The following is a 24906-nucleotide window of genomic DNA, read 5'->3' as shown; positions in this document are numbered from 1 at the left end:
CCTTGAAACAATCAAGGGCAGCGGGGCTCGCGGGTTCTTGTGTCATCGCTCTGCCGCGTCGGACAGCGGGCCGTTCACTCACTCGGGGAGGAAACCTGCCGGCCGTCTTTCGCGTTGCATCGCCTGTGGCCGCCAGGGCTGTGCCCCGTCGGCCACACGTTACCGCCGCTAAAATCAAACAAATCAAATACTTACGGCAGCAACGTGGTGAAAAGGATTATAGGGGTAGGCCAAGTGCCACCCGACACCACGCAAACCCCTGCCACGGCGCCAGCCGTGCGCCGGGTCACGGTGGACGAAGGCTCCGCCGGGCAGCGCTTGGACAACTTCCTGCTGCGCGAACTCAAGGGTGTGCCCAAGACCCACGTCTACCGCGTCATCCGGGCCGGCGAAGTGAGGGTCAACAAAGGCCGGGCCCAGGCCGACACCCGGCTGGAAATTGGTGACGAGGTGCGCATCCCGCCGGTGCGCCTGCCCGAGCGCCCGGCTCAGCCCGAGGCGCCGGCGCGTGAGTTTCCGGTGGTGTTCGAGGATGAGCACCTGCTTGTCATCGACAAGCCGGCCGGCGTGGCGGTGCATGGCGGCTCGGGCGTCAGCTACGGCGTCATCGAGGCGCTGCGCCGCTCGCGGCCGACGGCCAAGTTCCTGGAGCTGGTGCACCGGCTCGACAAGGAAACCTCCGGCCTGCTGATGATTGCCAAGAAGCGCAGCGCGCTGGTGGCACTGCAGGATCAGCTGCGCGAGCGCGAGACGGGCAAGACCTATGCCGCCCTGGTCTGGGGCGACTGGCCGGCCAAGCTCAAGGTCATCGACGTGCCGCTGGTCAAGTTCGTCGGCGGCGACGGCGAGCGCTGGGTGAGGCCGGGCAAGGCGGATGAGGAAGGCGCCAAGCGGTCGATCAGCCTGGTGAAGGTCGTCCAGCGCACGCCGCATTTCAGCCTGCTGGACGTGACCATCAAGACCGGCCGCACCCACCAGATCCGCGTCCACCTGCAGCAGGCCGGTCACGCCATCGTCGGCGACCCCAAGTACGGCGACTTCGAGCGAAATCGCGAGCTGGCGCGCGGGCGTGCCAAGTTCGACCGCATGTTCTTGCATGCGCGAAGGCTGCAGTTCCAGCATCCGGCGACGGGGGAGACGGTGACCTGCGAGGCGCCATTGCCTGCCGATTGCCGAAGCCTGGTGGACAGTGCCGCATGAAGTTGTGGCGGGCGCTTGAGCGGTTGGGCCGGGCGGCCTTCATCGTCGCGGCCTCTCTGGGCGGCTCGTGGGTGGCCGCCATGACGATCATGCCGCCTGCGCCCATTCCCCTGCAATTCGAAGCGCGCACCGATCGACTGACACGCGACGGCCTTGTCGCCCTGAACGAGTTGGCGGTGCGTGCCGCGCAGTGCCCGGCGAACGAGCTGGCCCTGCACTTGTCGCCGGCCAAGAGAGCGCAGACGGCGCTGGCCAAGCGCCGCGTGGCAACAGTTCAGAAGCGGATGGAGCAGTTGGGGCTGAAGCTGGTGGTCGAGATGAAGCCGTTGCGCGATGGGCAGGCCCGCCCCCGGCACCGCGACACGCTGTTGGCGGATGTGGGCGCCGCCGACGACGTTTGGTGCGACCTGCGAGCGGGATCGCAGGCATTCGCCTGGGCCGAGGCAATGGGGCAATACGTCGAGGGCGCCGAGCCGAGGATGCCGGCCTTCTGGCAGCGCTTGTCCAAGCAGGGCAGGTCGGGCCTCGCAATGCCTCTGGCGGTCGCGGCTGTTTGCGCAGGGCCCGGTTGTACGCGGCATCCGGAGCTCTACCATTGGTTGGCCGAGCAGTCCCTGCGGGAGGCGTCGATGCAAACTCGGCGTTGGTGGTTGCTTCAGCTCTGGGCGCGTGCCGAGGGCGCCGAGGTGGAGCGATTTCGGCAGCGCTGGGGCCTGGCGCCTTTGACGCTCCAAGAGCGAGCCGGCCATGCGCACGAATTGGCTGCTGGCGGCCTGCCGTGGGCGGTGATCGAGCAGCGATTGCGCGAACCCGAGGTGATGTCCTACTTCGGTGAGCAGCCAATGATCCTGGGCGGGCCTGGGCCGCATTGGCTGTTGGGCGTGGCGACCCAGCAAGGCCAGCTCGATGCTTTTGACCGGCTCATCGAAGCCGCCGGGCCGGCCAAGGGCTGCTTCGTCATGGCAGCCTTCTGGGAAGCAGGCGGGGATCAGGAGCAATTCGAGGCGTGGAGGCCGCATTTCGCAAGCTGGGCGCGTGGCGCCACCGTGCCGTATCAGCCGAAGAACTCTCCAGTCAGCTGCAATCCCGTCGCCGCGGTGCTGAGGGAAGCCTTCTGCACTGGCAATGCGGCCGATGTGGCAGCGCGCTACGAAGCCATCTGGGACATCCTGCTTGAGGCCGGCGTGACACTCGAATCGCCCGCAGTCCGGCTGTTCACCGAACCGGCCGCCGAAGGCGCCCGTCAGCCTTGCCGGCTGGAGCCGATCCCCGGTTATGCATCTCGCTTGCGCCAAGTCGAGCGCCCCTGAGTCTCAAGGCGAAAGCCCGAACATCGACAATCCCTTCATGACCTCCCGCCCGCAACAATTCGACCTGATCGCCTTCGACTGGGACGGCACCCTGTTTGACTCCACGGCGCTGATTGCCCGCTGCATCCAGCGCGCCGCCGTGGACATCGGTCTGCCCGAGCCCGGGTTCGAGAACTGCCGCTATGTCATCGGCCTGGGCCTGCGCGATGCGCTGGAGCATGCCGTGCCCGGCCTGGCCGAGGAGCGCTACCCCGAGCTGGGCCTGCGCTACCGCCACCACTATCTCGCCTCGGAGCACGAGCTGTCGCTGTTCGAGGGCACGCTCGAGATGCTGGAGGCCTTGAAGGCGAGGCATCACTGGCTGGCCGTGGCGACCGGCAAGAACCGCGCGGGCCTGGACCGCGTGCTGGCGTCCAGCGAACTGGGTCATTTGTTCGACGGCACGCGCACAGCCGACCAGACGCGTTCCAAGCCGCACCCGCAGATGCTGCTGGAGCTGATGAAGGAGTTCGGCACCGAGCCCGAGCGCACGCTGATGATCGGCGACACAACGCACGACCTGCAATTGGCCGTCAATGCCGGCGTGCCCTGCGTCGCGGTCAGTTTTGGCGCGCATGACCACGAGACCTTTGCCGAGTTCAAGCCGCTCTTCGTTGCGCACTCGACACGCGAGCTGCATGACTGGTTGATCGCGCATGCCTGAGCCCGAAGTCGCGCCGCTGCAGCACCTGTGCGCTTCGGCCGAACTCGTGGAGCGCGGCAAGGCCGTCAGCTTCGACGTCATCCAGTGGCGCGAGCCGGTGCGGGCCTTCGCGCTGCGTTTCGACGGCAAGGCGGTCGCCTACCTGAACCGCTGCGCCCATGTGCCCACCGAGATGGACTGGCAGGAAGGCGAGTTCCTGGACAGCGACAAGCGCTTCATCATGTGCAGCATCCATGGCGCCGTCTACGAACCATCGACCGGCCAATGCGTCATGGGCCCCTGCAACCGCGGCCGCTTGACGAAGATCGACCTGACCGAGCGCGATGGCGAGGTCTACTGGCACCCGACCCGCGACACCAAACCCGCTTTTGAAGATTGATATGAGCAGCACCTCCGACGACTCCCTGCCGCCCCCGATGCCCGAGCCCGTCGGCGTGCCGGTACAGCTCACGCCGCAAAACGAGACGCTGCTGGCCCAGCTGGCGCGCGACTTCCTGCGCGAGCGGCGGCTGGAGCGACGCTGGCGCACGGTGTTCCGGCTGTTCTGGCTGCTGCTGGCGGCCCTGCTGGTCTACAGCCTGTGGCTGCAGGGCAAGCACGTGACGCCGTCGACGACGCCGCACACCGCCCTGGTCGAGGTGCGTGGCGAGATCGCCGCCGACACCGAGGCCAGCGCCGAGCAGTTGCTGGCCGCGCTGAAAGACGCCTTCAAGGACGACGCGGCCCAGGCCGTCGTGCTGCGCATCAACTCGCCCGGTGGCAGCCCGGTGCAGGCCGGCATCGTCTACGACGAGATCAAGCGGCTGAAGAAGCAGTACGACAAGCCGGTCTACGCCGTCGTCGAGGAGATGTGTGCCTCCGGCGCGTACTACATCGCCGCAGCGGCCGACGAGATCTATGTCGACAAGGCCTCGGTCGTCGGCTCCATCGGCGTGCTGATGGATGGCTTTGGCTTCACCGGTTTGATGGAGAAGGTCGGCGTCGAGCGCCGCTTGCTGACCGCCGGCGAGAACAAGGGCATGCTGGACCCGTTCAGTCCGGAGAACCCCAAGCAGCGCGCCTACGCGCAAGCCATGCTGGACCAGATCCATCAGCAGTTCATCGCCGTCGTGCGCGAAGGCCGCGGCAAGCGGCTCAAGGAGACGCAGGAGACCTTCTCGGGCCTGTTCTGGAACGGTGAGCAGGCCGTCAAGCTGGGCCTGGCCGACCACTTCGGCAACCTCGACTATGTGGCCCGCGAGGTCGTCAAGGCCGAGGACGTCATCGACTACACGCCGCGCGAGAACGTCGCTGAGCGCCTGGCCAAGCGTTTTGGCGCGGCCATGGGCGCCGGTGCGGTGAAAGCACTGAAAGAGATGGCGCCGATCCGCTGATCGCGCAACAAAAAGGCCGCAGCCATTGCGGGCTACGGCCTTGCGCGGAGCGCTGATGCGCTTACTGCGTCTTGGTTTCGGTCTTGGCAGGCATGTCGCCGGTCTTGGCGGCAGCGTGCTTCTTCGCATGGTGCTTGGGCGCGTGCTTGGCAGCGCTGGCTGCATCGGCCGGCGTGGCGGCGACTGCAGGCGTGGCGGCGGTGGCCGGTGCGGCCTTGGTAGCCGGTGTTGCCGCCGTGGCGGGTGTCGCAGCGGTGGCCGGCGTGGCAGCCGGAGTCTGGGCCAGGGCCACGCCCGAAGCGAGCGTGATGAGGGCAGTGGCGATCGTGGTCTTCAGCGTGTTCATCTTGAGGGCTCCAAGGTGGTTCGGGGATTTCGGTTCGGCTTGCGCAAGCTTGGGGTGACAACGACGCCTCGCCCGGCATCGTTGACCACGTTGCAAAGCCTTACACCGGCAGAATCGGGCGCATGAACACCGCATCCCACTTCGACTGGAGCGCTGGCTATTCAAGCCGGCGCAGCCCGCTGTTCGCGCGCAACATCGTCTCGACCTCGCATCCACTGGCGGCCCAGGCCGGGTTGCGCATGCTGCAGGCGGGCGGCAACGCGGTCGATGCGGCGATCGCGACGGCGGCCTGCATGACGCTGGTCGAACCCTGCAGCAACGGCCTCGGCTCGGATGCGTTCTGCATCCTTTGGGACGGCAAGCGGCTGCATGGCCTGAACGCATCCGGCCCAGCGCCGGCAGCGTGGACGCCGGAGTTCTTTGGGGAGCAGGTCATGCCCAGGAGAGGCTGGGGCTCGGTGACCGTGCCTGGCGCCGTGGGCGGCTGGATCGCACTGAGCGAGCGCTTCGGCAAGCTGCTGTTCGCCGATCTGATGCAACCCGCCATCGAGATCGCCGAGCGCGGCTATGCGGTGCCGCCGATCGTGCAGGGCAAGTGGGCGATGGCGGCGGCGTTGAGCGAGCTCACATCGCAGCCCGGCTTTGCTCGGGCTTTTCTGCCGCAAGGGCGAGCGCCCGAGGTGGGCGAGCTGTTTCGCTTTCAGGAAGCGGCGCGCAGCCTGAAGCTGATTGCGGAGTCCAAGGGCGAGGCGTTCTACCGCGGCGAGATTGCGAAGGCGCTCGTTCGATTTGCGGGCGAGACCGGCGGCGCGCTGACCGAGGCCGACCTGGCGGGCTATCAGCCTGAGTGGGTTACACCACTGGCGAAGGACTTTGCGGGCCATACGTTGCACGAGATCCCGCCCAACGGCCAGGGCATCGCCGCACAGATGGCGCTGGGCCTGCTGGCGCATTGCAATGTGACGGCGCACGAGGTCGACAGCCCCGAGGCCCAGCATCTGATGATCGAAGCGATGAAGCTGGCCTTTGCCGACGTCTACCGCTACGTGGCCGAGCCCGGCGCGATGACGGTCAGCGCGGCCCAGTTGCTCGATCCCGACTACCTTGCTTCGCGCGCCAAGCTCATCGACCCGCAGCGCGCCCAGGCCTTCGGTGCCGGCAACCCCATCAAGGGCGGCACCATCTATCTGACCGCGGCCGACGAGTCCGGAATGATGGTCAGCTTCATCCAGAGCAACTACATGGGCTTCGGCTCTGGTCTGGTGCTGCCGGGCTATGGCATCAGCCTGCAGAACCGTGGCCATTGCTTCACGCTGGAGGCCGGCCACGCCAACCAGGTCGCACCGGGCAAGCGGCCCTTCCACACCATCATCCCGGCCTTCCTGACGAAGGACGGCGCGCCCGTGATGAGCTTCGGCGTCATGGGCGGCAACATGCAGCCGCAGGGGCATCTGCAGACGCTGGTGCGCATGCTCTGCTACGGCCAGAACCCGCAGGCTGCCTGCGATGCGCCGCGCTGGCGCTTCAACGAAGGTTTGTCGATCAACGTCGAGCTGCACATGCCGGCGGCGACCATCGAGGCGCTGCGCGCGCGCGGCCATGAGATCGGCGACATCCACGACAGCTACCAGGACTTCGGCGCCGGCCAGTTCATCTGGCGGCTGGGTGATCCGGGTGTCGAGGGCTATGTGGCGGCCAGCGATCCGCGGCGCGATGGCGCGGCCGTAGGCTACTGAAGTGGAGGTCTTGCGCCTGAACCCCGGGGACGACCTGCGCGGCGCGCTGGAAGGCCGCACCGGCTTTGTCGTCGCCGGCATCGGCAGCCTCGTTCATGCGCAATTGCGCTTCGCTGGCGAACCGGAGCCGACCACCATCGCCGGGCCGCTCGAAATCCTGACGCTCAGCGGCAGCCTGACGCCCGATGGCGCGCATCTGCATGCCAGCGTGTCCGATGCGGCGGGTCGCGTGTTCGGCGGCCATGTGTGTGTCGGCTGTGAGGTGCGCACGACGGCCGAGTTGCTGATTGCGTCGCTGCCTACCGGCTCGCTGTCGCGCGAATTCGATTCGGCCACCGGCTACGCCGAACTTGTCGTCCGCAAGCCGTGACCACCGGCACGCGACACCGCGCGGCCGCGCTGCTAGCATGCAGCGCATGACCAAGTTGCTCGACCTCGACTGACGCCCCTGCGCGTCGTTTCATCCCGGCGGGGCTGACCCGCCCGTCGAGTCCTGTCGGAGCCTCAAGCGTCATGTTCTCCAAGTTTTTCACCCTCGCGCCCGGCGACCTGCTGCGCGACGCGGTCTACCGGCGGCTGTGGTCGTCCATCCTCATCTCCTCCCTTGGCGGCCAGGTCACCATGCTGGCCCTGCCGCTGACCGCTGCGGTGCTGCTCAACGCCAGCCCCACGCAGATGGGCCTGCTGCAGGCGATGGAGATCCTGCCCTTCGTGCTGTTCTCGCTGCCTTCGGGCGTGCTGCTGGATCGCATGCGCAAGCTGCCGGTCTATGTGGCCGGCGAGACCCTGCTCGCTTTTGCCGTGGCCACGGTGCCCTTGGCCGCCTGGATGGGTTGGCTGGGCATGGGCTGGCTGTATGTCGTCGGTTTCGTGCTGGGCACCGTGCACACGACAGCTGGCAGCGCCGCGCAGATCGTGCTGACCCAGGTGGTGCCACGCGAGCGGCTTGTCGAGGCGCATGCCAAGAACGCCTTGGCCGGTTCTGGCGCCGAGGTCGTCGGGCCGGGCCTGGCCGGCGTGCTGATCAGGCTGCTGGGCGCTCCGCTGGCCCTGGCCGTGGATGCCGTGGCCCTGCTCGCGTCGGCAGTCATCCTGCGTGGCATCCGCGTGCAGGAGCAGTTGTCTGCCACGCGCGGCGCTTTCTGGCCCTCGTTGAAGGAAGGCCTGGCTTTCGTGCGCTCGCACAAGCTGCTCATCAGCCTGGCCACCGCCACCGGTGGCTGGCAGCTCTTCCACAACGCCGCCCTGGTCGTGCAGATCCTGTTTGCAACGCGCGAGCTGCAGCTCGCGCCGCAGACGGTCGGCTTGTCCTACGTCGCGCTGGGCGCCGGTACCGTGCTGGCCAGCATCTTCGGCCACCGCATCAGCCGCCGCATCGGCCCGGGGCCATGCCTGGTGCTGGGTTATGCGGCCTGCGGCGTCGGCTGGCTGCAGCTGGCGCTGGCGCCGGCGGGTCATCTGGGCGTGGTCAGCTTTGGCGTGATGCTGGTCGCCTTCGGCTTCGGTGCCGTGCTGATCTTCATCAACTTCCTGTCGCTGCGCCAGGCTGTCACGCCGGCGCCCATGCTGGGCCGCATGACGAGCACGATGCGCTGGCTCATCCTGCTGCCTGCCGGGCCGGGCGCACTGATCGGTGGCTGGCTGGGCGAGCACATGGGCCTGCGCTCGGCGCTGGCCTTCTCGGGCGTAGGCGCGTGCCTGCTGGCGGCCCTGGCCTGGCGTCACCCAGTCATCCGCGGCGTGCGCGAACTGCCCAAGCCGGTTGAAGTGGTGACAGCATGAGCCCCGCTCGGCAGCCCGAAGGGGCTCAGCTCCCGCCCGGCGGGACAGCGCGCAGCGCGAAGGGTGCCCATGAGTCTTGATCCGCTGTTGATCGACATTCCCGAGCGCCTGGACGGCGAGCGCACCGTGCTGCTGATGCCGCGTGCCGGCGTCGGCGCGGAGCTGGCCGTCGTCATCACGCAGGCGATCTCGCATCTGCGCCCCTGGATGCCGTGGGCCCAGGAGGCGCCGACGGCGGAGAGCTCGGAGATGGTGGTGCGCCGCATGCAGGCCGACTTCATCGCCCGACGCGACCTGTGCTTCCACATCTACGCCCGCCGCGCCGATGGAAGCCCGGGTCGGCTGCTGGGCGGCACCGGCCTGCACCGCATGGACTGGGCGGTGCGGCGCTTCGAGATCGGCTACTGGATCCGCCCCGAGGCGGCGGGCCAGGGCCATGTCAGCGAGGCCGTGCGATTGCTGACAGGCCTGGCCTTCGATGTGCTGTCCGCGCGCCGTGTCGAGATCCGCTGCGATCCGCGCAACGTCAGGAGCCGCGCGGTTGCCGAACGTTGCGGCTTCGAGCTGGAAGGCATCCTGCGCAATGAGGCGCTTGGTGTCGACGGGCATCCCCGCGACACATGCGTCTACGCGCGCGTGTCCTGAACTTGCCAGACCTTCCCTAGCAGCGTCGACCTCCAGAGCACGACCTTGGGGGGCGGCGGTCTGAGCGGCGCGCAAGATGCCGATGGCGCGGGGGACAAGGTCAGGCAGAGGCATTCGTCGCCGCCGAAGCAGCCGACTCGTGTCACCGTGCCGGCATAGGGATTGGACACGACGGGGTGCGGGCGCATGCTGCACAGGCGCTCTCATCCGCCTCACCCGAAGGTCCCACCATGTCAATCATTTGTGCTGTGCGCCCTCTTGCCCGGCCACGTCTGGCCACCCTGGCTTTGGTGGCTGCCGCCTTGACGTGCAGCCCGTCTGCCCGCGCGGTCGCTGACTTCGATGAGGTCATGCTCTACATGACCTCTGGCAGCTTTGTTGCCGGAGGCACGGCCACCACCACTTTCTTCTTCGGCTCGAAGCCAGCGGTCGATTTGAGCGCGGTCACCTTCCAACTCAGCTGGGACAACGCCTTGGCGACGCCCGTGGCGAGCGGGCCAGGGTCGGTGGCAGCGTGGGCCGCATTGCTGGATGCCAAGGGCGACGTCACTCTTGACTTCGGCGTGCCCCAGGTCATCACGCTGCAGTGGACGGCGGATCCGGGGGGCGGCTCTGCGAGCTGGATCAACACCGATTACAGCCATCCAGTGACGGCGACGTTCGGCTTTGAGACCAGCGCTTCGCTGTCAACGCCGTTCGCGGTGCGTTTCGAGCTGACGGACATCAAGAATTTCGCGGGAGAGACCATGAGCACCGGGTCCGGATTCTTCAACGGCGCGACGCTGTCGCCTGTGCCGGAGCCCAGCGGTTGGCTGGCCTTCACCGGCGGGCTCGTAGGTCTTTGGTCGCTGCGCCGCCGGTGGTGCGAGACGACCGCCCGCGGACTCCCTCTATGACTGAAACAGCAGCCGCCCTCCCGGTTTACAGACCAAGTGGTGGGCAACACGTACTTGCCTGCTTTTTCCGAATCCAATGCAACGTTGTGGAATGGCGGTGTCAAAACCCTTCTCGGCACTTTGGGTGGCAGTGAAACTTTCGCTTTGGGCATTAATAATTCCGGCCAAATAGTGGGCGCGGGATATCACGAAAAATGCGGCGAGGCATGCCATCTTGTGGCACGGCACTATCGCTGCGGATTTACGTACGCTGGGCGGTACTGACAGCTTTGCTCGAGCGATAAACGATCGAGGCCAAGTGGTGGGTGACAGCGATATCGCTGGCGATGCTGGCTCACACGCCGCCCTGTGGGACGGCGCCACCGTCACCGATCTCGGTGCCTTCAACGCCGCTGACATCAACAACGCAGGTGATGTTGTAGGGCGTAGCGCAGACCGTCGCGCTGTCCTGTGGAGTAAGGACACTCTGATCGACCTGAACAACTTGCTAGACGCATCCACAGTGGATGCGGGTTGGCGTTTAGAAGCCGGGGTCATTCACCTTGGCTGCCTTTGCTCTAGTTTGCGCGTGGCATGGTTCAAGGCGACGGTATGGGGCGGCGGGAACAACGAACTTCGTCTCTCGCAGCCGGGAAAAGGTGGCTGTCTGCTAGTTCGGCGGCGAGGGCATCATTGTTGTTGATTTACTGGTCACACGACCGACGTGCCGTTGCGCTCAATGATGGCGGTCAGCCTCTGCGCCGTTTCAGAATCATGCCCACCAACGCAAGTCCGGCCATCAGCAGGGAAATGCTTGCCGGTTCTGGGACCGGATTCAGCACCTGGGTCGAGCTGATATAGGCGGAAACACTCACATTCCTGCTTTCGTTCGAGTCGTTCGAAACGGTCACCGACAACGTCTTCTCGCCGGTGAATGAGAATCCATTATTGCCACTTATCAATTTCTGAAATGAATCATCGTCATATTGGCCATCCGTTGACGCGCTGAGGAGACTATTGACCATCGCCGTATTGACAAGGCTCGGGTCGACCGGAATGGTGGAAGACGCCGCGAGCTTGGCGTCTGCAACGATGGTCAGCTGAGTTTTGGCTGAGAGCATGAAGCTGGGATACCACCCCGTGTACGCGTAGGTGCCGGTACCCGAATGCGGTGGCGCCATCGAATCCAGCGATGAATTGACGAAAGTCGTCAGGCGAAGGCTGTTCAGGCTCGTGTTCACCAGCTCGATCTCACCTGTCTGATCCCCGCGGGTCAGCGAGCGAGAGAAGCCTGTAAAGGGCACTGCGGTTTGCACGGACAGTTGATCCGTTATTCCCTCGGGTGTGGTTGTCCAGATCGTTGCGTCTGATGTACTCGTCTTTAACGTGAGGGAAGGTGAAATTCCGTCACCCAGATCGAGGTCGATCAGCTCGAAGTGAAAGCCGCTCAACGAGGCGGTGGCTTGAATATCGGCTTGACACGACAGGCTCGCTGCCAAAAAGCCGCACACGGCAAGCATCCTTTTCATACAGGTCTCCTTTGAGCCTTTTCTGAAACTTGGAAGACGTTCTCGCATTTCGCCCGTAAAGCCCATCCCTAGTCATGCTGCTTAAGGCGTTAGGGACTGGCGGGCTCACCGCACGGAAGGACGCGACGGACGAGTTGCTGTGGGCATCCGCGCAACGTGGCCTTTTACTCGCGCATCGCGCAGTTGATCAGCGCACCGCCGCTGCCGGCGGCGAAACGCTGATCTCGCCGAGGCTGACGCGGGTGTCGATGCGGGCATCGGGCAGATCCCAGGGGACGGCGAGCACCGGGTTCGGGCCGCAGCTGGTTCGGCAGGTCCAGGACGAACCGGCGCCGCTGCTCAAGCCGATGACATGGACGGCCGTGCGGGTCGCGAGCACGTCGCCCAGGGACGGCGAGCCGATGATGTCCTGGTGAATCTTGGACCCGATGACGGTGTGGAAGCTGCCGGCCAGCACGACGGCGCTGTGCGCGGGATGCCGGGCGAGGGCCGCGGTGACGGTGTCGGCCATGCCGCGGTCCTCCCGGGCCTGCACGAGCTTGGGATCGCTGGCGGGCGCGGAGGCAGCGGCATCGGAACTCCAGGGCTGCACCATGGCGATCAGCTCGACAGGTTGCCCCGCCTGGCGCCAGCGCCGCACCTGCTCCAGCAGCTTGAGCATCGCCGCGCTGCTGCGTCCGTCCTGCGCGGGCGCTGCCCAGTCCTCCTCGCGGAGCAGTGCGCGGACGTCATCGGCGCGGCCGGCCGATGCCAGGTAGCGGGCCAGCGCCGGCTGTTCAAGGCTGACTCGTTCCACCGCCAAGATGACGGGGCGATCGAGTGCCAGCAGGCCGCAGACCAGCCGGGCCACGAAGGCCGGCGATTGCTCGTTGCCATGGGTCTCGCCGACCAGGATGACCCGTTCGGTGATGCGGTCGAGCTGCAGCTGCGGATCGGTTTCGCAGTTGGGTGCGGCGGCGCGGGCCACTGCTGCGAGCAGCCCGAGGGTCGCGGCGCAAAGGGTCTTGAGCAGGGGCGAGTTCATTGAGGTCCGAGTTCGCGAACGGCGTCCGTGATGATTCCGTCAATGCCGTCGGCAATGAGCCGCTCGGCTATCGCCGCGTCGTTGACCGTGTAGACCAGCGCCCGCCAGCCCCTGGCATGCAGGCGCTCGATCAGCGCGCGGTCCATCAGTCGGTAGTTCGTGATGACGGCGACGACGCCCAGCGCCTCGGCGGCCTCGGGCCAGCCGTCCCACAGCTTGTCCAGCAGCAACGCGCGTGGCAAGGCGGGCTCGGCGTCGCGGGCTGCAGCGATGGCTTCAGGCTTGAAGCTACTCAACAGCGGTGGCAGTGCGCCGGCCCACAGCCGAGCGGCCTCGCGGGCGACGGCCGCGCCGGTACGGGCCTCCTCGCCGGGGCAGGGCTTGATCTCGACATTCAGCGCGCAGCCGTTGGCCTGGCAGAAGGCGGCGATCTGGGCGAAGCGCGGCAGCGGTTCGGCGGCAAACGGGGGGCTGTGCCAGCTGCCGGCGTCGAGCCCGGCCAGCTGTGCCCAGTCTGCTGAAGCCGGCGAGCCCTGGCCGCTGGTCGTGCGGTCCAGCGTGTCGTCGTGCAGCAAAAAGGCCTGGCCGTCCTGGCTGAGCTTGACGTCGCACTCAAACGCACGAAAGCCAAAGCCTGCGCCCATGCGGAAGGCCGCCAGCGTGTTCTCCGGCGCCAGCTTGCCGGCGCCTCGATGGGCCAGCCACAGCGGATAGGGCCAATGCGTCTTCACAGCCTTTGTCCCGTCTTGGCGTCGAAGCGGTGCAGGTGCACGGGGCTGAAGGCCAGGTGCAGCCAGTCGCCCGGCTGCGGTGGGGGCAGGGTGGCGTCCAGGCGCAGCGTGAAGGGCGTGCCGGCGCCCAGCTTGCCATAGACCAGGCGCTCGGCGCCCAGCATCTCGATCATCTCCACGCGCAGGGGCCAGCCCCGGTCGGCCAGGTGCGCATGCTCGGGGCGCAGGCCCAGCGTGAGTTCGCCTTCCACGCCCGGCGGCACGTCGAGCTCGGCGCCGTCGATGTAGAACTGCCCGCCGTGCTGTCGGCCCGGCAGCAGGTTCATGGCCGGCGAGCCGATGAAGCTGGCGACGAAGGTCGAGGCCGGCTGGCCGTAGACCTCTTCGGGCGTGCCCATCTGCTCGATGCGGCCGCCGTTCATGACGATGATGCGCTGCGCCAGCGTCATGGCCTCGACCTGGTCGTGGGTGACAAACAGCGAGGTGACGCCCAGCTCGCGGTGCAGCTTCTGGATCTCCAGCCGCGTCTGCACCCGCAGCTTGGCGTCGAGGTTGGACAGCGGCTCGTCGAACAAAAAAACCTGCGGGTCGCGCACGATGGCGCGGCCCATGGCCACGCGCTGGCGCTGGCCGCCGGACAGTTCGCGCGGCTTGCGTTCCAGCAGATGGCCCAGCTCCAGGATCTTGGCGGCGCGCTGCACGCGCTCGTCGATCTCCGCCTTGGGCATCTTGCGCAGCTTGAGGCCATAGGCCATGTTCTGGCCGACGCTCATGTGCGGGTAGAGGGCGTAGTTCTGGAACACCATGGCGATGTCACGGTCCGCCGGCTCGACGTTGTTGACGACCCGAGAGCCGATGGCGATCTCGCCCTCGCTGACCTCCTCCAGCCCCGCCACCATGCGCAGCAGCGTGGACTTGCCGCAGCCCGAGGGGCCGACGATGACGACGAACTCGCCGTCGTGGACCTCGGCGTCCACGCCGTGGATGACCTGCACCGCCTTGGCGCCGTGGCCATAGCGTTTGAAGAGTTTGCGGATGGAGATGGCAGCCATTTATTTCTCTGTATCTACCAAACCTTTGACGAACCAGCGCTGCATCAGGATCACGACCAGCGCGGGCGGGATCATGGCGAGCAGGGCCGTGGCCATGACGAGGTTCCAGTCGTTGGCCGCCTCGCCGCCGCTGATCATGCGTTTGATGCCGATGACCACGGGGTACATGGACTCGTCGGTGGTCACCAGCAGCGGCCAGAGGTACTGGTTCCAGCCGTAGATGAACTGGATGACGAAGAGGGCGGCGATGCTGGTGGTGGACAGCGGCAGCAGCACGTCCTTGAAGAAGCGCAGCGGCGAAGCGCCGTCGATGCGCGAGGCTTCCACCAACTCGTCGGGCACCGTCAGGAAAAACTGGCGGAACAAAAAGGTGGCCGTGGCCGACGCAATCAGCGGCACGGTCAGGCCTGCATAGCTGTTGAGCATGTGCAGGTCGGCCACCACCTGGTAGGTGGGCCCGATGCGCACTTCCACCGGCAGCATCAGCGTCACGAAGATGGCCCAGAAGAACAGCTGCCGCAGCGGGAAGCGGAAGTAGACGATGGCAAAGGCCGACAGCAGCGAGATGGCGATCTTGCCGACGGCGATGACCATGGCCGTCACGAAGCTCACCCACATCATGCGGGCCACCGGCGCGCTGGAGCCCGAACCGGTGCCGCCGCCCAGGGCCGTGGCCATGTTGTCGAGCAGATGCCCGCCCGGCACCAGCGGCATGGGCGCATGCAAGATGGCCTCAGACGTCTGCGAAGCGGCGATGAAGGTCACGTAGAGCGGAAAGGCCACCACCGCCACGCCCAGCAGCAGGATGGCGTGGGCCAGCCAGTCCAGCCAGGGTTTTCTTTCGACCATCAGTAGTTCACTTTCTTCTCGACGAAGCGGAACTGCAGGATGGTCAGGCTGACGACGATGACCATCAGCACGACGCTCTGCGCCGCCGAGCCGCCCAAGTCCAGGGCCTTGAAGCCGTCGTGATAGACCTTGTAGACCAGGATGGCCGTCTCCTTGCCGGGGCCGCCTTGCGTGGCGGCGTCGACGATGCCGAAGGTGTCGAAGAAGGCGTAGACGATGTTGATCACCAACAGGAAGAAGCTGGTGGGCGACAACAGCGGGAAGGTCACGTCCCAGAAGCGCCGCCAGGGGCTGGCGCCGTCGATGGCCGCCGCCTCGATGAGCGAGCGCGGGATGGACTGCAAGCCGGCCAGGAAGAACAGGAAGTTGTAGGAGATCTGCTTCCACACCGCGGCCATGACGATCAGCGTCATGGCGTGGTCGGGGTTGAGCAGGTGGTTCCAGTCGTAGCCCAGGGCCCGCAGCCCATAGGCCACGATGCCGATGGACGGCGCGAACATGAAGAGCCACAGCACGCCGGCGATGGCCGGCGCCACGGCATAGGGCCAGATCAGCAGGGTCTTGTAGATGCCGGCGCCGCGCACCACGCGGTTGGCCATGACGGCCAGCAGCAGAGAAATCGACAGGCCCAGCACCGCCACCAGCAAGGAGAAAACCGCCGTGGTCTTGAACGAGTCGAGATAGCTCGCGTCGGCCCACAGCGCCTTGAAGTTGTCCAGGCCAACCCATTCGGTTGACAGGCCGAAGGCGTCCTGCTGCTGCAGAGATTGCAGCAGCGCCTGGGCCGCCGGCCAGAAGAAGAACACGCCGATGACCGCCGCCTGCGGCGCCAGCAGCAGCCACGGCAGCCAGCGGGAGCGGAAGACGACGCGTTTTTCTTGCGCCATGTCAGTGCCCGCTCGGCCGTCCGGAGGGCACTGGCGCCCCCTCGGGGGGCAGCGAGCATGGCGAGCGTGGGGGCCTCATCTCAGTTCAGAGCTTGGCCGTTCTAGCGAATTTTTCGAGCTGCTCGTTGCCGCGCTGAATGGCGGCATCGATACCTTCCTTCGCGGTCTTCTTGCCGGCCCAGATCAGCTCGAATTCCTCATCGACGATGGTGCGGATCTGCGGGTGGTTGCCCAGGCGCACGCCACGCGACTTGTCGGTGGTCTTGCGGATCATCTGGTTGACGGCCACGTCGCTGCCCGGGTTGGCCTTGTAGAAGCCGCTGGCCTCGGTAGCAACAAAGGCCGCCTTGGTGGCCGGCAGGTAGCCGGTGCGCTTGTGGCTTTCGGATGCGACATCGGCCCGCGCCAGGTACTCGAAGAACTTGGCCACGCCCTTGTACTCGGCCGGCTTCTTGCCTGCCATCACCCAGAGGCTGGCGCCGCCGATGACGGTGTTCTGCGGTGCGCCGGGCACGTCCGGGTAGTAGGGCAGGGCGGTGATGCCGAAGGCGAACTTGGCGTTCTTCTTGATGTCGCCGTAGATGCTGGACGAGGCCGTGGTCATGGCGCACTCGCCCGACACGAAGGTGGCGTCGGACGTATTGCCGCGGCCCTTGTAGACGAAGAGCCCTTGCTTGGACATGTTGGCCAGGTTCTCGATGTGGCGCAGGTGCAGCGGCGTGTTGAAGGCCAGGCGTGCGTCCAGGCCGCCGAAGCCGTTGTTCTTGGTGGCGAACTCGACGTTGTGCCAGGCCGAGAAGCTCTCCAGCTGCGTCCAGCTCATCCACGATGTGGTGAGGGGGCACTTGCTGCCGTTGGCCTTGAGCTTGGCGGCGGCGGAGGCCACTTCGGGCCAGCTGGTGGGCGGCTTGTCGACGCCGGCGGCCTTCAATGCGTCCTTGTTGTAGAAGAAGACCGTGGTCGAGCTGTTGAAGGGGAAGCTCAGCATCTGGCCGTTGGGAGCCGTGTAATAGCTGGCCACTGCGGGCACATAGGCGCTGGGGTCGAAGGGGACGCCGGCCTCCTTCATGATGTCCGCCACCGGCTTGATGGCGGCCTTGCTGGCCATCATGGTGGCCGTGCCGACCTCGAAGACCTGCAGGATGTGGGGTGCATTGCCGGCCCGGAAGGCGGCGATGGCCGCGGGCATGGACTCGTCGTAGGTGCCCTTGAAGGTGGGGATGACCTTGTAGTCCTTCTGGCTGGCGTTGAAGTCTTTGGCCAGGTCGTTGACCCATTCACCGCGCGCGCCGCCCATGGCGTGCCACCACTGGATCTCGGTCTGGGCCTGGGCCGGGCTGGCCAGGCCCAGGGCAGCGCCCAGCGCCATGACATAGGCGAACGACTTCATTGCAGTGTCTCCATGCGGTGTTTTGCGGGCCAGCATAGCGCCGCTTGATGAGCGACGAATGGCGGGCAAACACGGTGGCGCCCTGGGGGCAACCCCCCTCGGTTAGGATTCCAACCCTTGCCGCGAGGGGCCGTGGCCACAAGCCGGGTAGTCCTTGCCCGCCCTGCTGCCGACCCGAGCCGCTGCCCGCCCGAACCAGCCTGCGAAGGCTACTTTTCCGGTCACGCCGGTTGCCATGAACGCTCCGCATCCCCTGATGCCCACCGCTGAAGCGGCTGAGAGCGCAGCCCCCCGGTTGCGCGAGATTCCCTACAACTACACGTCGTTCTCCGACCGCGAGATCGTCATCCGCCTGCTGGGCTCCCGGGCCTGGGAGCTGCTGGACCAGTTGCGGTTAGAGCGCCGCACGGGCCGCTCCGCGCGCATGTTGTACGAGGTGCTGGGCGACATCTGGGTGGTGCAGCGCAACCCGTATCTGCAGGACGACCTGCTGGACAACCCTCGCCGCCGTGGCCAGCTGATCGAGGCCCTGCACCATCGCCTGGGCGAGGTGGAGAAGCGCCGTGACGCCGCTGCCGATGCGCAACGCGACGCGTCGGTCGGTGAGCTGCTGAAGGCGGCGCGTGGTGCAGTGGCCGAGTTCGCACTGATGTTTGAGCGCGTGGCTGAACTGCGCAAGCGCTCGGCCAAGAAGCTCGCCAAGCACACGGCCAAGGACAACATCAAGTTCGACGGCCTGTCGCGCGTGTCCCATGTGACAGACGCGACCGACTGGCGCGTCGAGTACCCCTTTGTCGTGCTGACGCCTGACACCGAGGCCGAGATGGCCGGCCTGGTGGGCGCCTGCTTCGAACTGGGGCTGACCGTCATCCCGCGTGGCGGTGGCACGGGCTACACCGGCGGGGCGATTCCGCTGGTGTGGAACAGCGCCGTCATCAACACCGAGAAGCTGGAAGCGCTGCGCGGCGTCGAGATGCTGCGCCTGCCAGGCCTGGACCGTGAGGTGCCCACCATCTTCAGCGAGGCCGGTGTCGTCACCCAGCGTGTGGCGGACCTGGCCGAGGCCAACGGCTTCGTCTTCGCCGTGGATCCGACGAGCGCCGAGGCCAGCTGCATCGGCGGCAACGTCGCGATGAACGCGGGCGGCAAGAAGGCCGTGCTGTGGGGTACGGCGCTGGACAACCTGGCCAGCTGGAAGATGGTGACACCCGAGGCCAAGTGGCTGGAGGTGATCCGCCTGAACCACAACCTCGGCAAGATCCACGACGTGGAGCTGGCGAGCTTCGAGCTGCGCTACTTCGACGCGTCGGGCACCAAGCTGGAGAAAACAGAGCGCCTGGACATCCCCGGCCGCGTCTTCCGCAAGGAAGGCCTGGGCAAGGACGTGACGGACAAGTTCCTCGCTGGCCTGCCGGGCATCCAGAAGGAAGGCTGCGACGGCCTGATCACCAGCGCACGCTGGATCGTGCACAAGATGCCGGCGCATGTGCGCACGGTCTGCCTGGAGTTCTTCGGCAACCCCAAGGACTGCGTACCGAGCATCGTCGACATCAAGGACTACATGTTCTCGATTGCCGACACCGGCGTGCTGCTGGCGGGCCTGGAGCATCTGGACGACCGCTACCTGAAGGCGGTGGGCTACGCGACCAAGAGCAAGCGCGGTGGCCTGCCCAAGATGGTGCTGGTGGGTGACATCGTGGGCGACGACGCCGATGCGGTGGCGCGTGCCACCAGCGAGGTCGTGCGCCTGGCCAATGGCCGCTCAGGCGAGGGCTTCGTCGCCGTCAGCGCCGACGCGCGCAAGAAGTTCTGGCTGGACCGCAAGCGCACCGCGGCCATCAGCAAGCACACGAACGCGTTCAAGGTGAACGAGGACGTGGTCATCCCGCTGCACCGCATGGGCGAGTACACGCTGGGCATCGAGCGCATCAACATCGAGCTGTCCCTGCGCAACAAGCTGGCGCTGGTGACGGCGCTGCAAGCCTTGTTCCTGACGGGCAAGCTGCCGCTGGGCAAGAGCGACGACGCGGGTGACATCCCGAGCGCAGAGTTGCTGGAAGACCGGGTGCAACAGGCGCTGGCCTTGCTGCGCGAAGTGGGCGACCTGTGGCAGCAATGGCTGGATGGCCTGGACAGCGGATTCTTCGAGGGCTTGCAGACGCACGAACTGCGCGCGTCGTGGAAGACGCAGATCCTCAAGCCCCTGCAGGCCCTCTTCAACGGCGCAGCCTTCGAGCCGCTGATTGCCGAACTGAAGCGCATCCACAAGGAAGTTCTGCGCGGCCGCGTCTGGGTGGCCCTGCACATGCATGCCGGCGACGGCAATGTGCATACCAACATCCCCGTCAACAGCGACAACTACGAGATGTTGCAGACGGCGCATGCGGCCGTGGCGCGGATCATGACGCTGGCGCGCTCGCTGGACGGTGTCATCTCCGGCGAGCATGGCATCGGCATCACGAAAATCGAGTTCCTGACCGACGACGAGATCGCCAACTTCACGGCCTACAAGAAGCGCGTCGACCCCGAAGGCCGCTTCAACAAGGGCAAGCTGCTGAAGGATGCTTCCCTGCCGGCCGACCTGCGCAATGCCTACACGCCGTCCTTCGGTCTGATGGGGCACGAGTCGCTGATCATGCAACAGAGCGACATCGGCGAGATCGCCAACTCGATCAAGGACTGCCTGCGCTGCGGCAAGTGCAAGCCGGTCTGCGCCACGCATGTGCCGCGAGCCAACCTGCTCTATTCGCCGCGCAACAAGATCCTCGCCACCTCGCTGCTGGTCGAGGCCTTCCTGTACGAGGAGCAGACGCGCCGCGGCGTGTCGATCAAGCACTGGCAGGAGTTCGAGGACGTGGCCGACCACTGCACGGTCTGCCACAAGTGCCTCTCGCCTTGCCCGGTCAAGATCGACTTCGGCGACGTGACGATGAACATGCGCAACCTGCTGCGCAAGATGGGCCAGAAGACCTGGCGGCCGGGCAATGCGGCGGCCATGTTCATGCTGAACGCGACCAACCCCGAGACCATCAAGTTCATGCGCACGGCCATGGTGGGCATCGGCTTCAAGGCGCAGCGCTTTGCGGTCGACCTGTTCAAGCTCGCGGGGCGCAAGCAGACCAGCGCGCCGCCGGCCACGCTGGGTGCCGCGCCGATCAAGGAACAGGTCATCCACTTCATCAACAAGAAGCTGCCCGGTGGCCTGCCCAAGAAGACGGCGCGGGCGCTGCTGGACATCGAGGACAAGGACTACGTGCCCATCATTCGCCCGCCGTCGATGGCGAGCGAGACCGAGGCGGTGTTCTATTTCCCCGGCTGCGGCTCGGAGCGGCTGTTCAGCCAGGTGGGCCTGGCCACGCAGGCCATGCTCTGGCATGCCGGCGTGCAGACGGTGCTGCCGCCCGGCTATCTGTGCTGCGGCTACCCGCAGCGCGGCTCGGGCCAGTTCGACAAGGCCGAGAAGATGATCACCGACAACCGGGTGCTCTTCCACCGCGTCGCCAACACGCTGAACTACCTCGACATCAAGACGGTGGTGGTGTCATGTGGCACCTGCTTCGATCAACTGCAGGGCTACAAGTTCGAGGACATCTTCCCGGGCTGCCGCATCATCGACATCCACGAGTACCTGCTGGAGAAGGGCATCACGCTCGGCTCCAAGACCAGCTACCTGTACCACGACCCCTGCCATTCGCCGATGAAGCTGCAGGAGCCGATGAAAACGGTGAAGGCGCTGGTGGGTGACAACGTCGTGAAGAGCGAGCGCTGCTGCGGCGAGAGCGGCACGCTGGGCGTGACGCGGCCAGACATCTCGACGCAGGTGCGCTTTCGCAAGGAAGAGGAACTGCGCAAGACCGAGACGCAGCTGCGCGACAGCGGCAAGGTCGGCGCGAACGACAACCTGAAGATCCTGACGTCCTGCCCGAGTTGCCTGCAGGGTCTGTCCCGCTACGGTGATGACTTGCAGAACGGCCTGCTGGAGGCCGACTACATCGTCGTCGAGATGGCCAACCAGATCCTCGGCCCCAACTGGATGCCGGAGTACGTGGCCAAGGCCAACAACGGCGGCATCGAGCGGGTGCTGGTGTGAGCTGCCCCTTGTGCGAGGGCGACGGCGGTTTCGTCGTCGCTCGCACGCCGCAGTTCCGCGTCGTGCGCGTCGTCGATGGCGACGAAGCGCAACGTTTCCCGGCCTTTTACCGACTCATCTGGAGCGCCCATGTCGCCGAGTTCAGTGACCTGTCGGTCACGGATAGACACGCCTGCATGGACGCTGTCACCGAGATCGAGCGGACCTTAAGGTCTTTGCTCGCGCCGACCAAGGTCAACATCGCCAGTCTCGGCAATGTCGTGCCTCATCTGCACTGGCATGTCGTCGCGCGTTTCGACTGGGACAGCCATTTCCCGGCGCCAATCTGGGCCATGCCCCAGCGCGAACTGGGCGGCCCGGCGGTAGAGCGCCTGCCGCTGGCGCTTGCTCGCGTCGACGCCGCCGTGCTTCACTCGTTGACCATCGCGATCCGATAGCCACGCCCGGCGCCGGCGACCTGCTGGTTGTTGCGGTCGTCGGGATCGATGAAGTCGACGCGGAAACGATAGATCTGCGCGCCGGCCGTCTTCTGCGGGCCGCACTCCAACATGTTGGCCGCGTTGCGCACGGTGCGCTCGATGCGGTTGGAGATGCCGTCGGTCCTGACAGCAGTGACTTCACCGCCGTCGATGACGATCTGCACCTTCACTTGGCCGACACGGCGCTCGTTCTCCCAGGTGGTCTGCAGCGCGTCCTGCAGTTGGCGGTCGAGGCTGGCGCAGGCGTCGTGAATGTCGTAGCGCACGGGCGCCTCGACGACACGGCCGCTGACTTCGACGCGCTCCAGATCCCCTGGGGCGGCCAGCGCGGGGCCTGCAGTCAGGGTCAGCGCGACTGCACAGGCGACGCCGGCAAACAGGCTGTTGAGCAAAGGGGTGCGCTGGGCAATCGAATAGCGGTTGGACATGACGAGCTCCTGTGGGTTCTTGGTGGGGGGGGCGGGCGCCGCAAAACGCGTCGACCTGTGTTCAGGCTAGGCGCGTGAATGAGCGGCCCCAAGCCGCAAGCGATGAGTTGCCAGTGCCATGCGACGACCCGCTGAAAACCGCGACCGAATTGCAGCCGGCTTGTTTCGCTCGCTCGAGCGTGCGCATGCCATTGGTCACGGGCGCTGTCATCCGTGATTGCCCGCTAGGGTTACTTCCGTCACTGCGGCTGGTGACAAGGCTGCCTTCGCGCCACGGACACACTGCGGCCCGCTTCGGATGCGCCATGTCGGCCAGGACGGTTTTGTTGTTGGGTTGAGTCCTGCCGGCGAGCTGAACACAGTGGTGCTCCTCGTGGAGATCCCGCGGGCCGAGCCGGTGCGCCGTCCGCCACGGTGACTTTTCCGGAACCACCACAAATGAGTTTTGCTTTTGCCAACAAGAGAACCCTGCTCGCACTGGCCTGTGGCCTGCTGACGGCGGGTGCCAGCCAGGCTGGCGTATCCAACACCCAGGTCGACGTGGGCGTTGCCAGCCTGGTGCGTGCGAGCAGTACCGACCGCCTCATCGTCAGCTACCGCGACGCCTCCCAGGTTGATGCCCAGGACGCCACCGTACTGCGCGCCGTCGGCATCGCTACCAACGCACTGGAAGCTCGCCTGAATGTCGTGAACTCGGCACTGGCCCTGCGCGGCGCCAAGGCTCGCGTGCTGCGCCAGATGGGCACTGGCGCCCACATCTACAAGCTCGACAAGGCGCTCTCGCACGGCGAAATGCTGAGCCTGGCCAACCAGCTCAAGGCCGCCGACCCCAACATCGCCTACGCGGAACCCGACCGCAAGATGTACCCGATGTTCACGCCCAACGACACGAGCTACAGCTCGCAGTGGGACCTGTACGAGACGACCGGCGGCATCCGCGCCCCGGCGGCCTGGGACCTGTCCACCGGCTCGGGCGTCGTCGTGGCCGTCATCGATACCGGCTACCGCCCGCATGCCGACCTGTCGGGCCAGATCGTGGCCGGCTACGACATGATCAACGACACGGCCGTCTCCAACGACGGCAGTGGCCGCGACAGCGACCCGAGCGACCCGGGCGACTGGACCGCCGCGGGCGAGTGCGGCACCGGCGAGCCGGCCAGCAACTCCAGTTGGCACGGCACTCACGTGGCCGGCACCATTGCGGCCAAGACCAACAACTCCACCGGCGTGGCGGGCATCGCCTTCAACGCCAAGGTGCAGCCCGTGCGCGTGCTGGGCAAGTGCGGCGGCTACACCTCCGACATCGCCGACGGCATGGTCTGGGCCTCGGGCGGCAGCGTCTCGGGCCTGCCCACCAATGCCACGCCGGCCAAGGTCATCAACATGTCCCTTGGTGGCGGCGGTGCCTGCGACACCACGTCGCAGAATGCCATCAACAGCGCCCGTTCGCGCGGCACGAGCGTCATCGTCGCAGCCGGCAACGAGAACCAGAACGCCAGCAACTCCAACCCGGCGAACTGCTCCGGCGTGGTTGCAGTGGCAGCCACGGATCGCAATGGTGCTCGCGCCTACTACTCGAACTACGGCGCCATCGTGACGTTGGCGGCGCCCGGTGGTGATGTGCGCTCCAGCAGCAGCAACGGCATCCTCAGCACGCTGAACGCCGGTACCAAGGCGCCGGGCTCGGACAGCTATGCCTACTACCAGGGCACGTCGATGGCCACGCCCCATGTGGCCGGTGTCGTCGCGCTGATGATGAGCGCCAAGCCGACCGCCACGCCCGACCAGATCAAGGCTGCGCTGATCAGCAGCGCGCGCGCCTTCCCGGGCAGCTGCTCGCAATGCGGCGCCGGCATCCTGGATGCGGCGGCTGCGGTGGCGGCCATCACGGGCACGGGCGGCCTGCCGACGGTCAACGAGACGGAGTCCAACGGCTCGATCTCGACGGCCAACACCGTCTCGGCACCGGCCAACGTGGCCGGCACGATCAGTTCGACCAGCGACACCGACTACTTCAAGGTGACGCTGCCGGCCGGCAAGACGCTGGCCGCGACGCTGACCATGGGCAGCAGCAGCAACGACTTCGACCTCTACGTCAAGAACAGCTCCGGCACGACGGTGGCCAGCAGCGAGAAGGCGGCGGGGCAGGTCGACAGCGCGAGCTACGCCAATGGCGGCTCGGGCTCGGTGACGCTGTATGTGCAGGTGCTGCGCTACAGCGGCACGGGCTCGTACACGCTGAAGCTGCAGTGGTAAGCGGTTTGGTTGGTTGAATGGGAACGGGGCTTCGGCCCCGTTTTTCTTTGTGGCATTTGCGGTTGTTCTCTTTGTTCGGTGCATTGCCGGGAGTCCGTCCCGGCGGCCGGGTAACTTTCTTCTTCGACACCCTCCTGGCGCGTCAGAGAAAAGTTACCCGCCATCGCGGGGCGGATTCCCGCGGCACTGCACACGGGTCATGAGGACCGCGGCAAGAGCGA

23 protein-coding genes are annotated in these 24906 nt (G+C 66.3%); 14 read left to right on the top strand and 9 right to left on the bottom strand.

Annotated elements, in window-relative coordinates:
* Positions 1-207: 207 nt before the first annotated feature.
* The 5 genes from ASC91_RS25870 to sppA are packed head-to-tail and all read left to right on the top strand — an operon-like array spanning position 208 to position 4586.
* Positions 208-1200, top strand: a complete 993-nt coding sequence (locus ASC91_RS25870; RefSeq protein ID WP_394326341.1) for an RluA family pseudouridine synthase — start codon at positions 208-210, stop codon at positions 1198-1200.
* Positions 1197-2510 carry a hypothetical protein gene (locus ASC91_RS25865; protein WP_056204192.1) on the top strand — a complete coding sequence of 438 codons (1314 nt, stop codon included), beginning with the start codon at positions 1197-1199 and terminating at the stop codon, positions 2508-2510. The genes ASC91_RS25870 and ASC91_RS25865 overlap by 4 nt, the downstream gene beginning before the upstream one ends.
* 37 nt (positions 2511-2547) lie before the next feature.
* Positions 2548-3213 carry an HAD family hydrolase gene (locus ASC91_RS25860; protein WP_056204541.1) on the top strand — a complete coding sequence of 222 codons (666 nt, stop codon included), beginning with the start codon at positions 2548-2550 and terminating at the stop codon, positions 3211-3213.
* Complete coding sequence (locus ASC91_RS25855) at positions 3206-3592, top strand: Rieske 2Fe-2S domain-containing protein (protein ID WP_056204189.1); 387 nt, start codon at positions 3206-3208, stop codon at positions 3590-3592. Before ASC91_RS25860 ends, ASC91_RS25855 begins: the two co-directional genes overlap by 8 nt.
* Before the next feature lies 1 nt (position 3593).
* Positions 3594-4586, top strand: coding sequence for a signal peptide peptidase SppA (sppA, locus tag ASC91_RS25850; protein WP_394326340.1), 993 nt, complete (start codon positions 3594-3596; stop codon positions 4584-4586).
* A 61-nt stretch (positions 4587-4647) separates the two neighbouring features.
* Here the strand turns inward: sppA and ASC91_RS25845 are convergent, their stop codons facing one another.
* Positions 4648-4932: a hypothetical protein gene (locus tag ASC91_RS25845; RefSeq protein ID WP_082533018.1), complete on the bottom strand. Its 285-nt coding sequence runs from the start codon at positions 4930-4932 to the stop codon at positions 4648-4650.
* Between the two features lie 122 nt (positions 4933-5054).
* On the opposite strand from ASC91_RS25845, the gene ASC91_RS25840 reads away from it, so the two are divergent.
* From ASC91_RS25840 to ASC91_RS30980, 6 genes are all read left to right on the top strand, one after another.
* Positions 5055-6668, top strand: coding sequence for a gamma-glutamyltransferase family protein (locus ASC91_RS25840; protein ID WP_056204187.1), 1614 nt, complete (start codon positions 5055-5057; stop codon positions 6666-6668).
* A 10-nt stretch (positions 6669-6678) separates the two neighbouring features.
* Positions 6679-7038, top strand: coding sequence for a PPC domain-containing DNA-binding protein (locus ASC91_RS25835; protein ID WP_235532105.1), 360 nt, complete (start codon positions 6679-6681; stop codon positions 7036-7038).
* A 143-nt stretch (positions 7039-7181) separates the two neighbouring features.
* Entirely contained in the window at positions 7182-8450 is a 1269-nt protein-coding gene (locus ASC91_RS25830; RefSeq protein WP_056204180.1) for an MFS transporter, read from the top strand.
* A 69-nt stretch (positions 8451-8519) separates the two neighbouring features.
* Positions 8520-9095, top strand: coding sequence for a GNAT family N-acetyltransferase (locus ASC91_RS25825; protein WP_157282119.1), 576 nt, complete (start codon positions 8520-8522; stop codon positions 9093-9095).
* 350 nt (positions 9096-9445) lie between these two features.
* Positions 9446-9991, top strand: coding sequence for a PEP-CTERM sorting domain-containing protein (locus ASC91_RS25820; protein ID WP_162247868.1), 546 nt, complete (start codon positions 9446-9448; stop codon positions 9989-9991).
* Positions 9992-10205: 214 nt separating this feature from the next.
* The gene (locus ASC91_RS30980) at positions 10206-10673 is read left to right on the top strand and encodes a hypothetical protein (protein ID WP_162247867.1); all 468 of its coding nucleotides are present in this window, start codon (positions 10206-10208) and stop codon (positions 10671-10673) included.
* A 46-nt stretch (positions 10674-10719) separates the two neighbouring features.
* Here the strand turns inward: ASC91_RS30980 and ASC91_RS25815 are convergent, their stop codons facing one another.
* From ASC91_RS25815 to ugpB, 7 genes are all read right to left on the bottom strand, one after another.
* Entirely contained in the window at positions 10720-11499 is a 780-nt protein-coding gene (locus tag ASC91_RS25815; RefSeq protein WP_056204170.1) for a PEP-CTERM sorting domain-containing protein, read from the bottom strand.
* Positions 11500-11686: 187 nt separating this feature from the next.
* Positions 11687-12523, bottom strand: coding sequence for a hypothetical protein (locus tag ASC91_RS25810; protein ID WP_056204167.1), 837 nt, complete (start codon positions 12521-12523; stop codon positions 11687-11689).
* Positions 12520-13254, bottom strand: a complete 735-nt coding sequence (gene ugpQ / locus ASC91_RS25805; RefSeq protein WP_056204164.1) for a glycerophosphodiester phosphodiesterase — start codon at positions 13252-13254, stop codon at positions 12520-12522. Before ugpQ ends, ASC91_RS25810 begins: the two co-directional genes overlap by 4 nt.
* Positions 13251-14306, bottom strand: a complete 1056-nt coding sequence (locus tag ASC91_RS25800; RefSeq protein WP_056204161.1) for a sn-glycerol-3-phosphate import ATP-binding protein UgpC — start codon at positions 14304-14306, stop codon at positions 13251-13253. The genes ugpQ and ASC91_RS25800 overlap by 4 nt, the downstream gene beginning before the upstream one ends.
* Positions 14307-15155, bottom strand: coding sequence for a sn-glycerol-3-phosphate ABC transporter permease UgpE (gene ugpE / locus ASC91_RS25795; protein WP_056204159.1), 849 nt, complete (start codon positions 15153-15155; stop codon positions 14307-14309).
* Complete coding sequence (gene ugpA / locus ASC91_RS25790) at positions 15155-16042, bottom strand: sn-glycerol-3-phosphate ABC transporter permease UgpA (protein ID WP_056204156.1); 888 nt, start codon at positions 16040-16042, stop codon at positions 15155-15157. Before ugpA ends, ugpE begins: the two co-directional genes overlap by 1 nt.
* A gap of 85 nt (positions 16043-16127) precedes the next feature.
* Positions 16128-17432: a sn-glycerol-3-phosphate ABC transporter substrate-binding protein UgpB gene (gene ugpB / locus ASC91_RS25785; protein ID WP_056204153.1), complete on the bottom strand. Its 1305-nt coding sequence runs from the start codon at positions 17430-17432 to the stop codon at positions 16128-16130.
* A 235-nt stretch (positions 17433-17667) separates the two neighbouring features.
* Here ugpB and ASC91_RS25780 point away from each other — a divergent pair, with 235 nt between their 5' ends.
* Both ASC91_RS25780 and ASC91_RS25775 read left to right on the top strand, forming a co-directional pair.
* A complete protein-coding gene (locus ASC91_RS25780) occupies positions 17668-21522 on the top strand; it encodes a DUF3683 domain-containing protein (protein ID WP_056204150.1) in 3855 nt (1284 codons plus the stop codon).
* On the top strand, positions 21519-21959 hold the full coding sequence (locus tag ASC91_RS25775) for an HIT family protein (RefSeq protein ID WP_056204147.1): 441 nt from the start codon (positions 21519-21521) through the stop codon (positions 21957-21959). The genes ASC91_RS25780 and ASC91_RS25775 overlap by 4 nt, the downstream gene beginning before the upstream one ends.
* Here ASC91_RS25775 and ASC91_RS25770 read toward each other — a convergent pair.
* Positions 21932-22429 carry a hypothetical protein gene (locus tag ASC91_RS25770; protein ID WP_056204144.1) on the bottom strand — a complete coding sequence of 166 codons (498 nt, stop codon included), beginning with the start codon at positions 22427-22429 and terminating at the stop codon, positions 21932-21934. The two genes, ASC91_RS25775 and ASC91_RS25770, sit on opposite strands and share 28 nt — an antisense overlap.
* Before the next feature lie 438 nt (positions 22430-22867).
* Between ASC91_RS25770 and ASC91_RS25765 the strand changes: the two genes are divergently transcribed.
* Positions 22868-24685: a S8 family peptidase gene (locus ASC91_RS25765; protein ID WP_082533013.1), complete on the top strand. Its 1818-nt coding sequence runs from the start codon at positions 22868-22870 to the stop codon at positions 24683-24685.
* Positions 24686-24906: the final 221 nt, after the last annotated feature.

The sequence above is a fragment of the Pelomonas sp. Root1237 genome, assembly GCF_001425055.1.
In the GTDB taxonomy this organism is placed as follows: domain Bacteria; phylum Pseudomonadota; class Gammaproteobacteria; order Burkholderiales; family Burkholderiaceae_C; genus Pelomonas.
Note: the sequence above shows the minus strand (reverse complement) of the source record. Positions and strands in the feature narration are given on the sequence as shown.

Coding starts and splice junctions, on each gene's coding strand:
- ASC91_RS25865 (WP_056204192.1), top strand. CDS start 1,197: ATGAAGTTGTGGCGGGCGCTTGAGCGGTTGGGCCGGGCGGCCTTCATC.
- ASC91_RS25860 (WP_056204541.1), top strand. CDS start 2,548: ATGACCTCCCGCCCGCAACAATTCGACCTGATCGCCTTCGACTGGGAC.
- ASC91_RS25855 (WP_056204189.1), top strand. CDS start 3,206: ATGCCTGAGCCCGAAGTCGCGCCGCTGCAGCACCTGTGCGCTTCGGCC.
- sppA (WP_394326340.1), top strand. CDS start 3,594: ATGAGCAGCACCTCCGACGACTCCCTGCCGCCCCCGATGCCCGAGCCC.
- ASC91_RS25845 (WP_082533018.1), bottom strand. CDS start 4,932: ATGAACACGCTGAAGACCACGATCGCCACTGCCCTCATCACGCTCGCT.
- ASC91_RS25840 (WP_056204187.1), top strand. CDS start 5,055: ATGAACACCGCATCCCACTTCGACTGGAGCGCTGGCTATTCAAGCCGG.
- ASC91_RS25830 (WP_056204180.1), top strand. CDS start 7,182: ATGTTCTCCAAGTTTTTCACCCTCGCGCCCGGCGACCTGCTGCGCGAC.
- ASC91_RS25825 (WP_157282119.1), top strand. CDS start 8,520: ATGAGTCTTGATCCGCTGTTGATCGACATTCCCGAGCGCCTGGACGGC.
- ASC91_RS25820 (WP_162247868.1), top strand. CDS start 9,446: ATGCTCTACATGACCTCTGGCAGCTTTGTTGCCGGAGGCACGGCCACC.
- ASC91_RS25815 (WP_056204170.1), bottom strand. CDS start 11,499: ATGAAAAGGATGCTTGCCGTGTGCGGCTTTTTGGCAGCGAGCCTGTCG.
- ASC91_RS25810 (WP_056204167.1), bottom strand. CDS start 12,523: ATGAACTCGCCCCTGCTCAAGACCCTTTGCGCCGCGACCCTCGGGCTG.
- ASC91_RS25800 (WP_056204161.1), bottom strand. CDS start 14,306: ATGGCTGCCATCTCCATCCGCAAACTCTTCAAACGCTATGGCCACGGC.
- ugpE (WP_056204159.1), bottom strand. CDS start 15,155: ATGGTCGAAAGAAAACCCTGGCTGGACTGGCTGGCCCACGCCATCCTG.
- ugpA (WP_056204156.1), bottom strand. CDS start 16,042: ATGGCGCAAGAAAAACGCGTCGTCTTCCGCTCCCGCTGGCTGCCGTGG.
- ugpB (WP_056204153.1), bottom strand. CDS start 17,432: ATGAAGTCGTTCGCCTATGTCATGGCGCTGGGCGCTGCCCTGGGCCTG.
- ASC91_RS25780 (WP_056204150.1), top strand. CDS start 17,668: ATGAACGCTCCGCATCCCCTGATGCCCACCGCTGAAGCGGCTGAGAGC.
- ASC91_RS25770 (WP_056204144.1), bottom strand. CDS start 22,429: ATGTCCAACCGCTATTCGATTGCCCAGCGCACCCCTTTGCTCAACAGC.
- ASC91_RS25765 (WP_082533013.1), top strand. CDS start 22,868: ATGAGTTTTGCTTTTGCCAACAAGAGAACCCTGCTCGCACTGGCCTGT.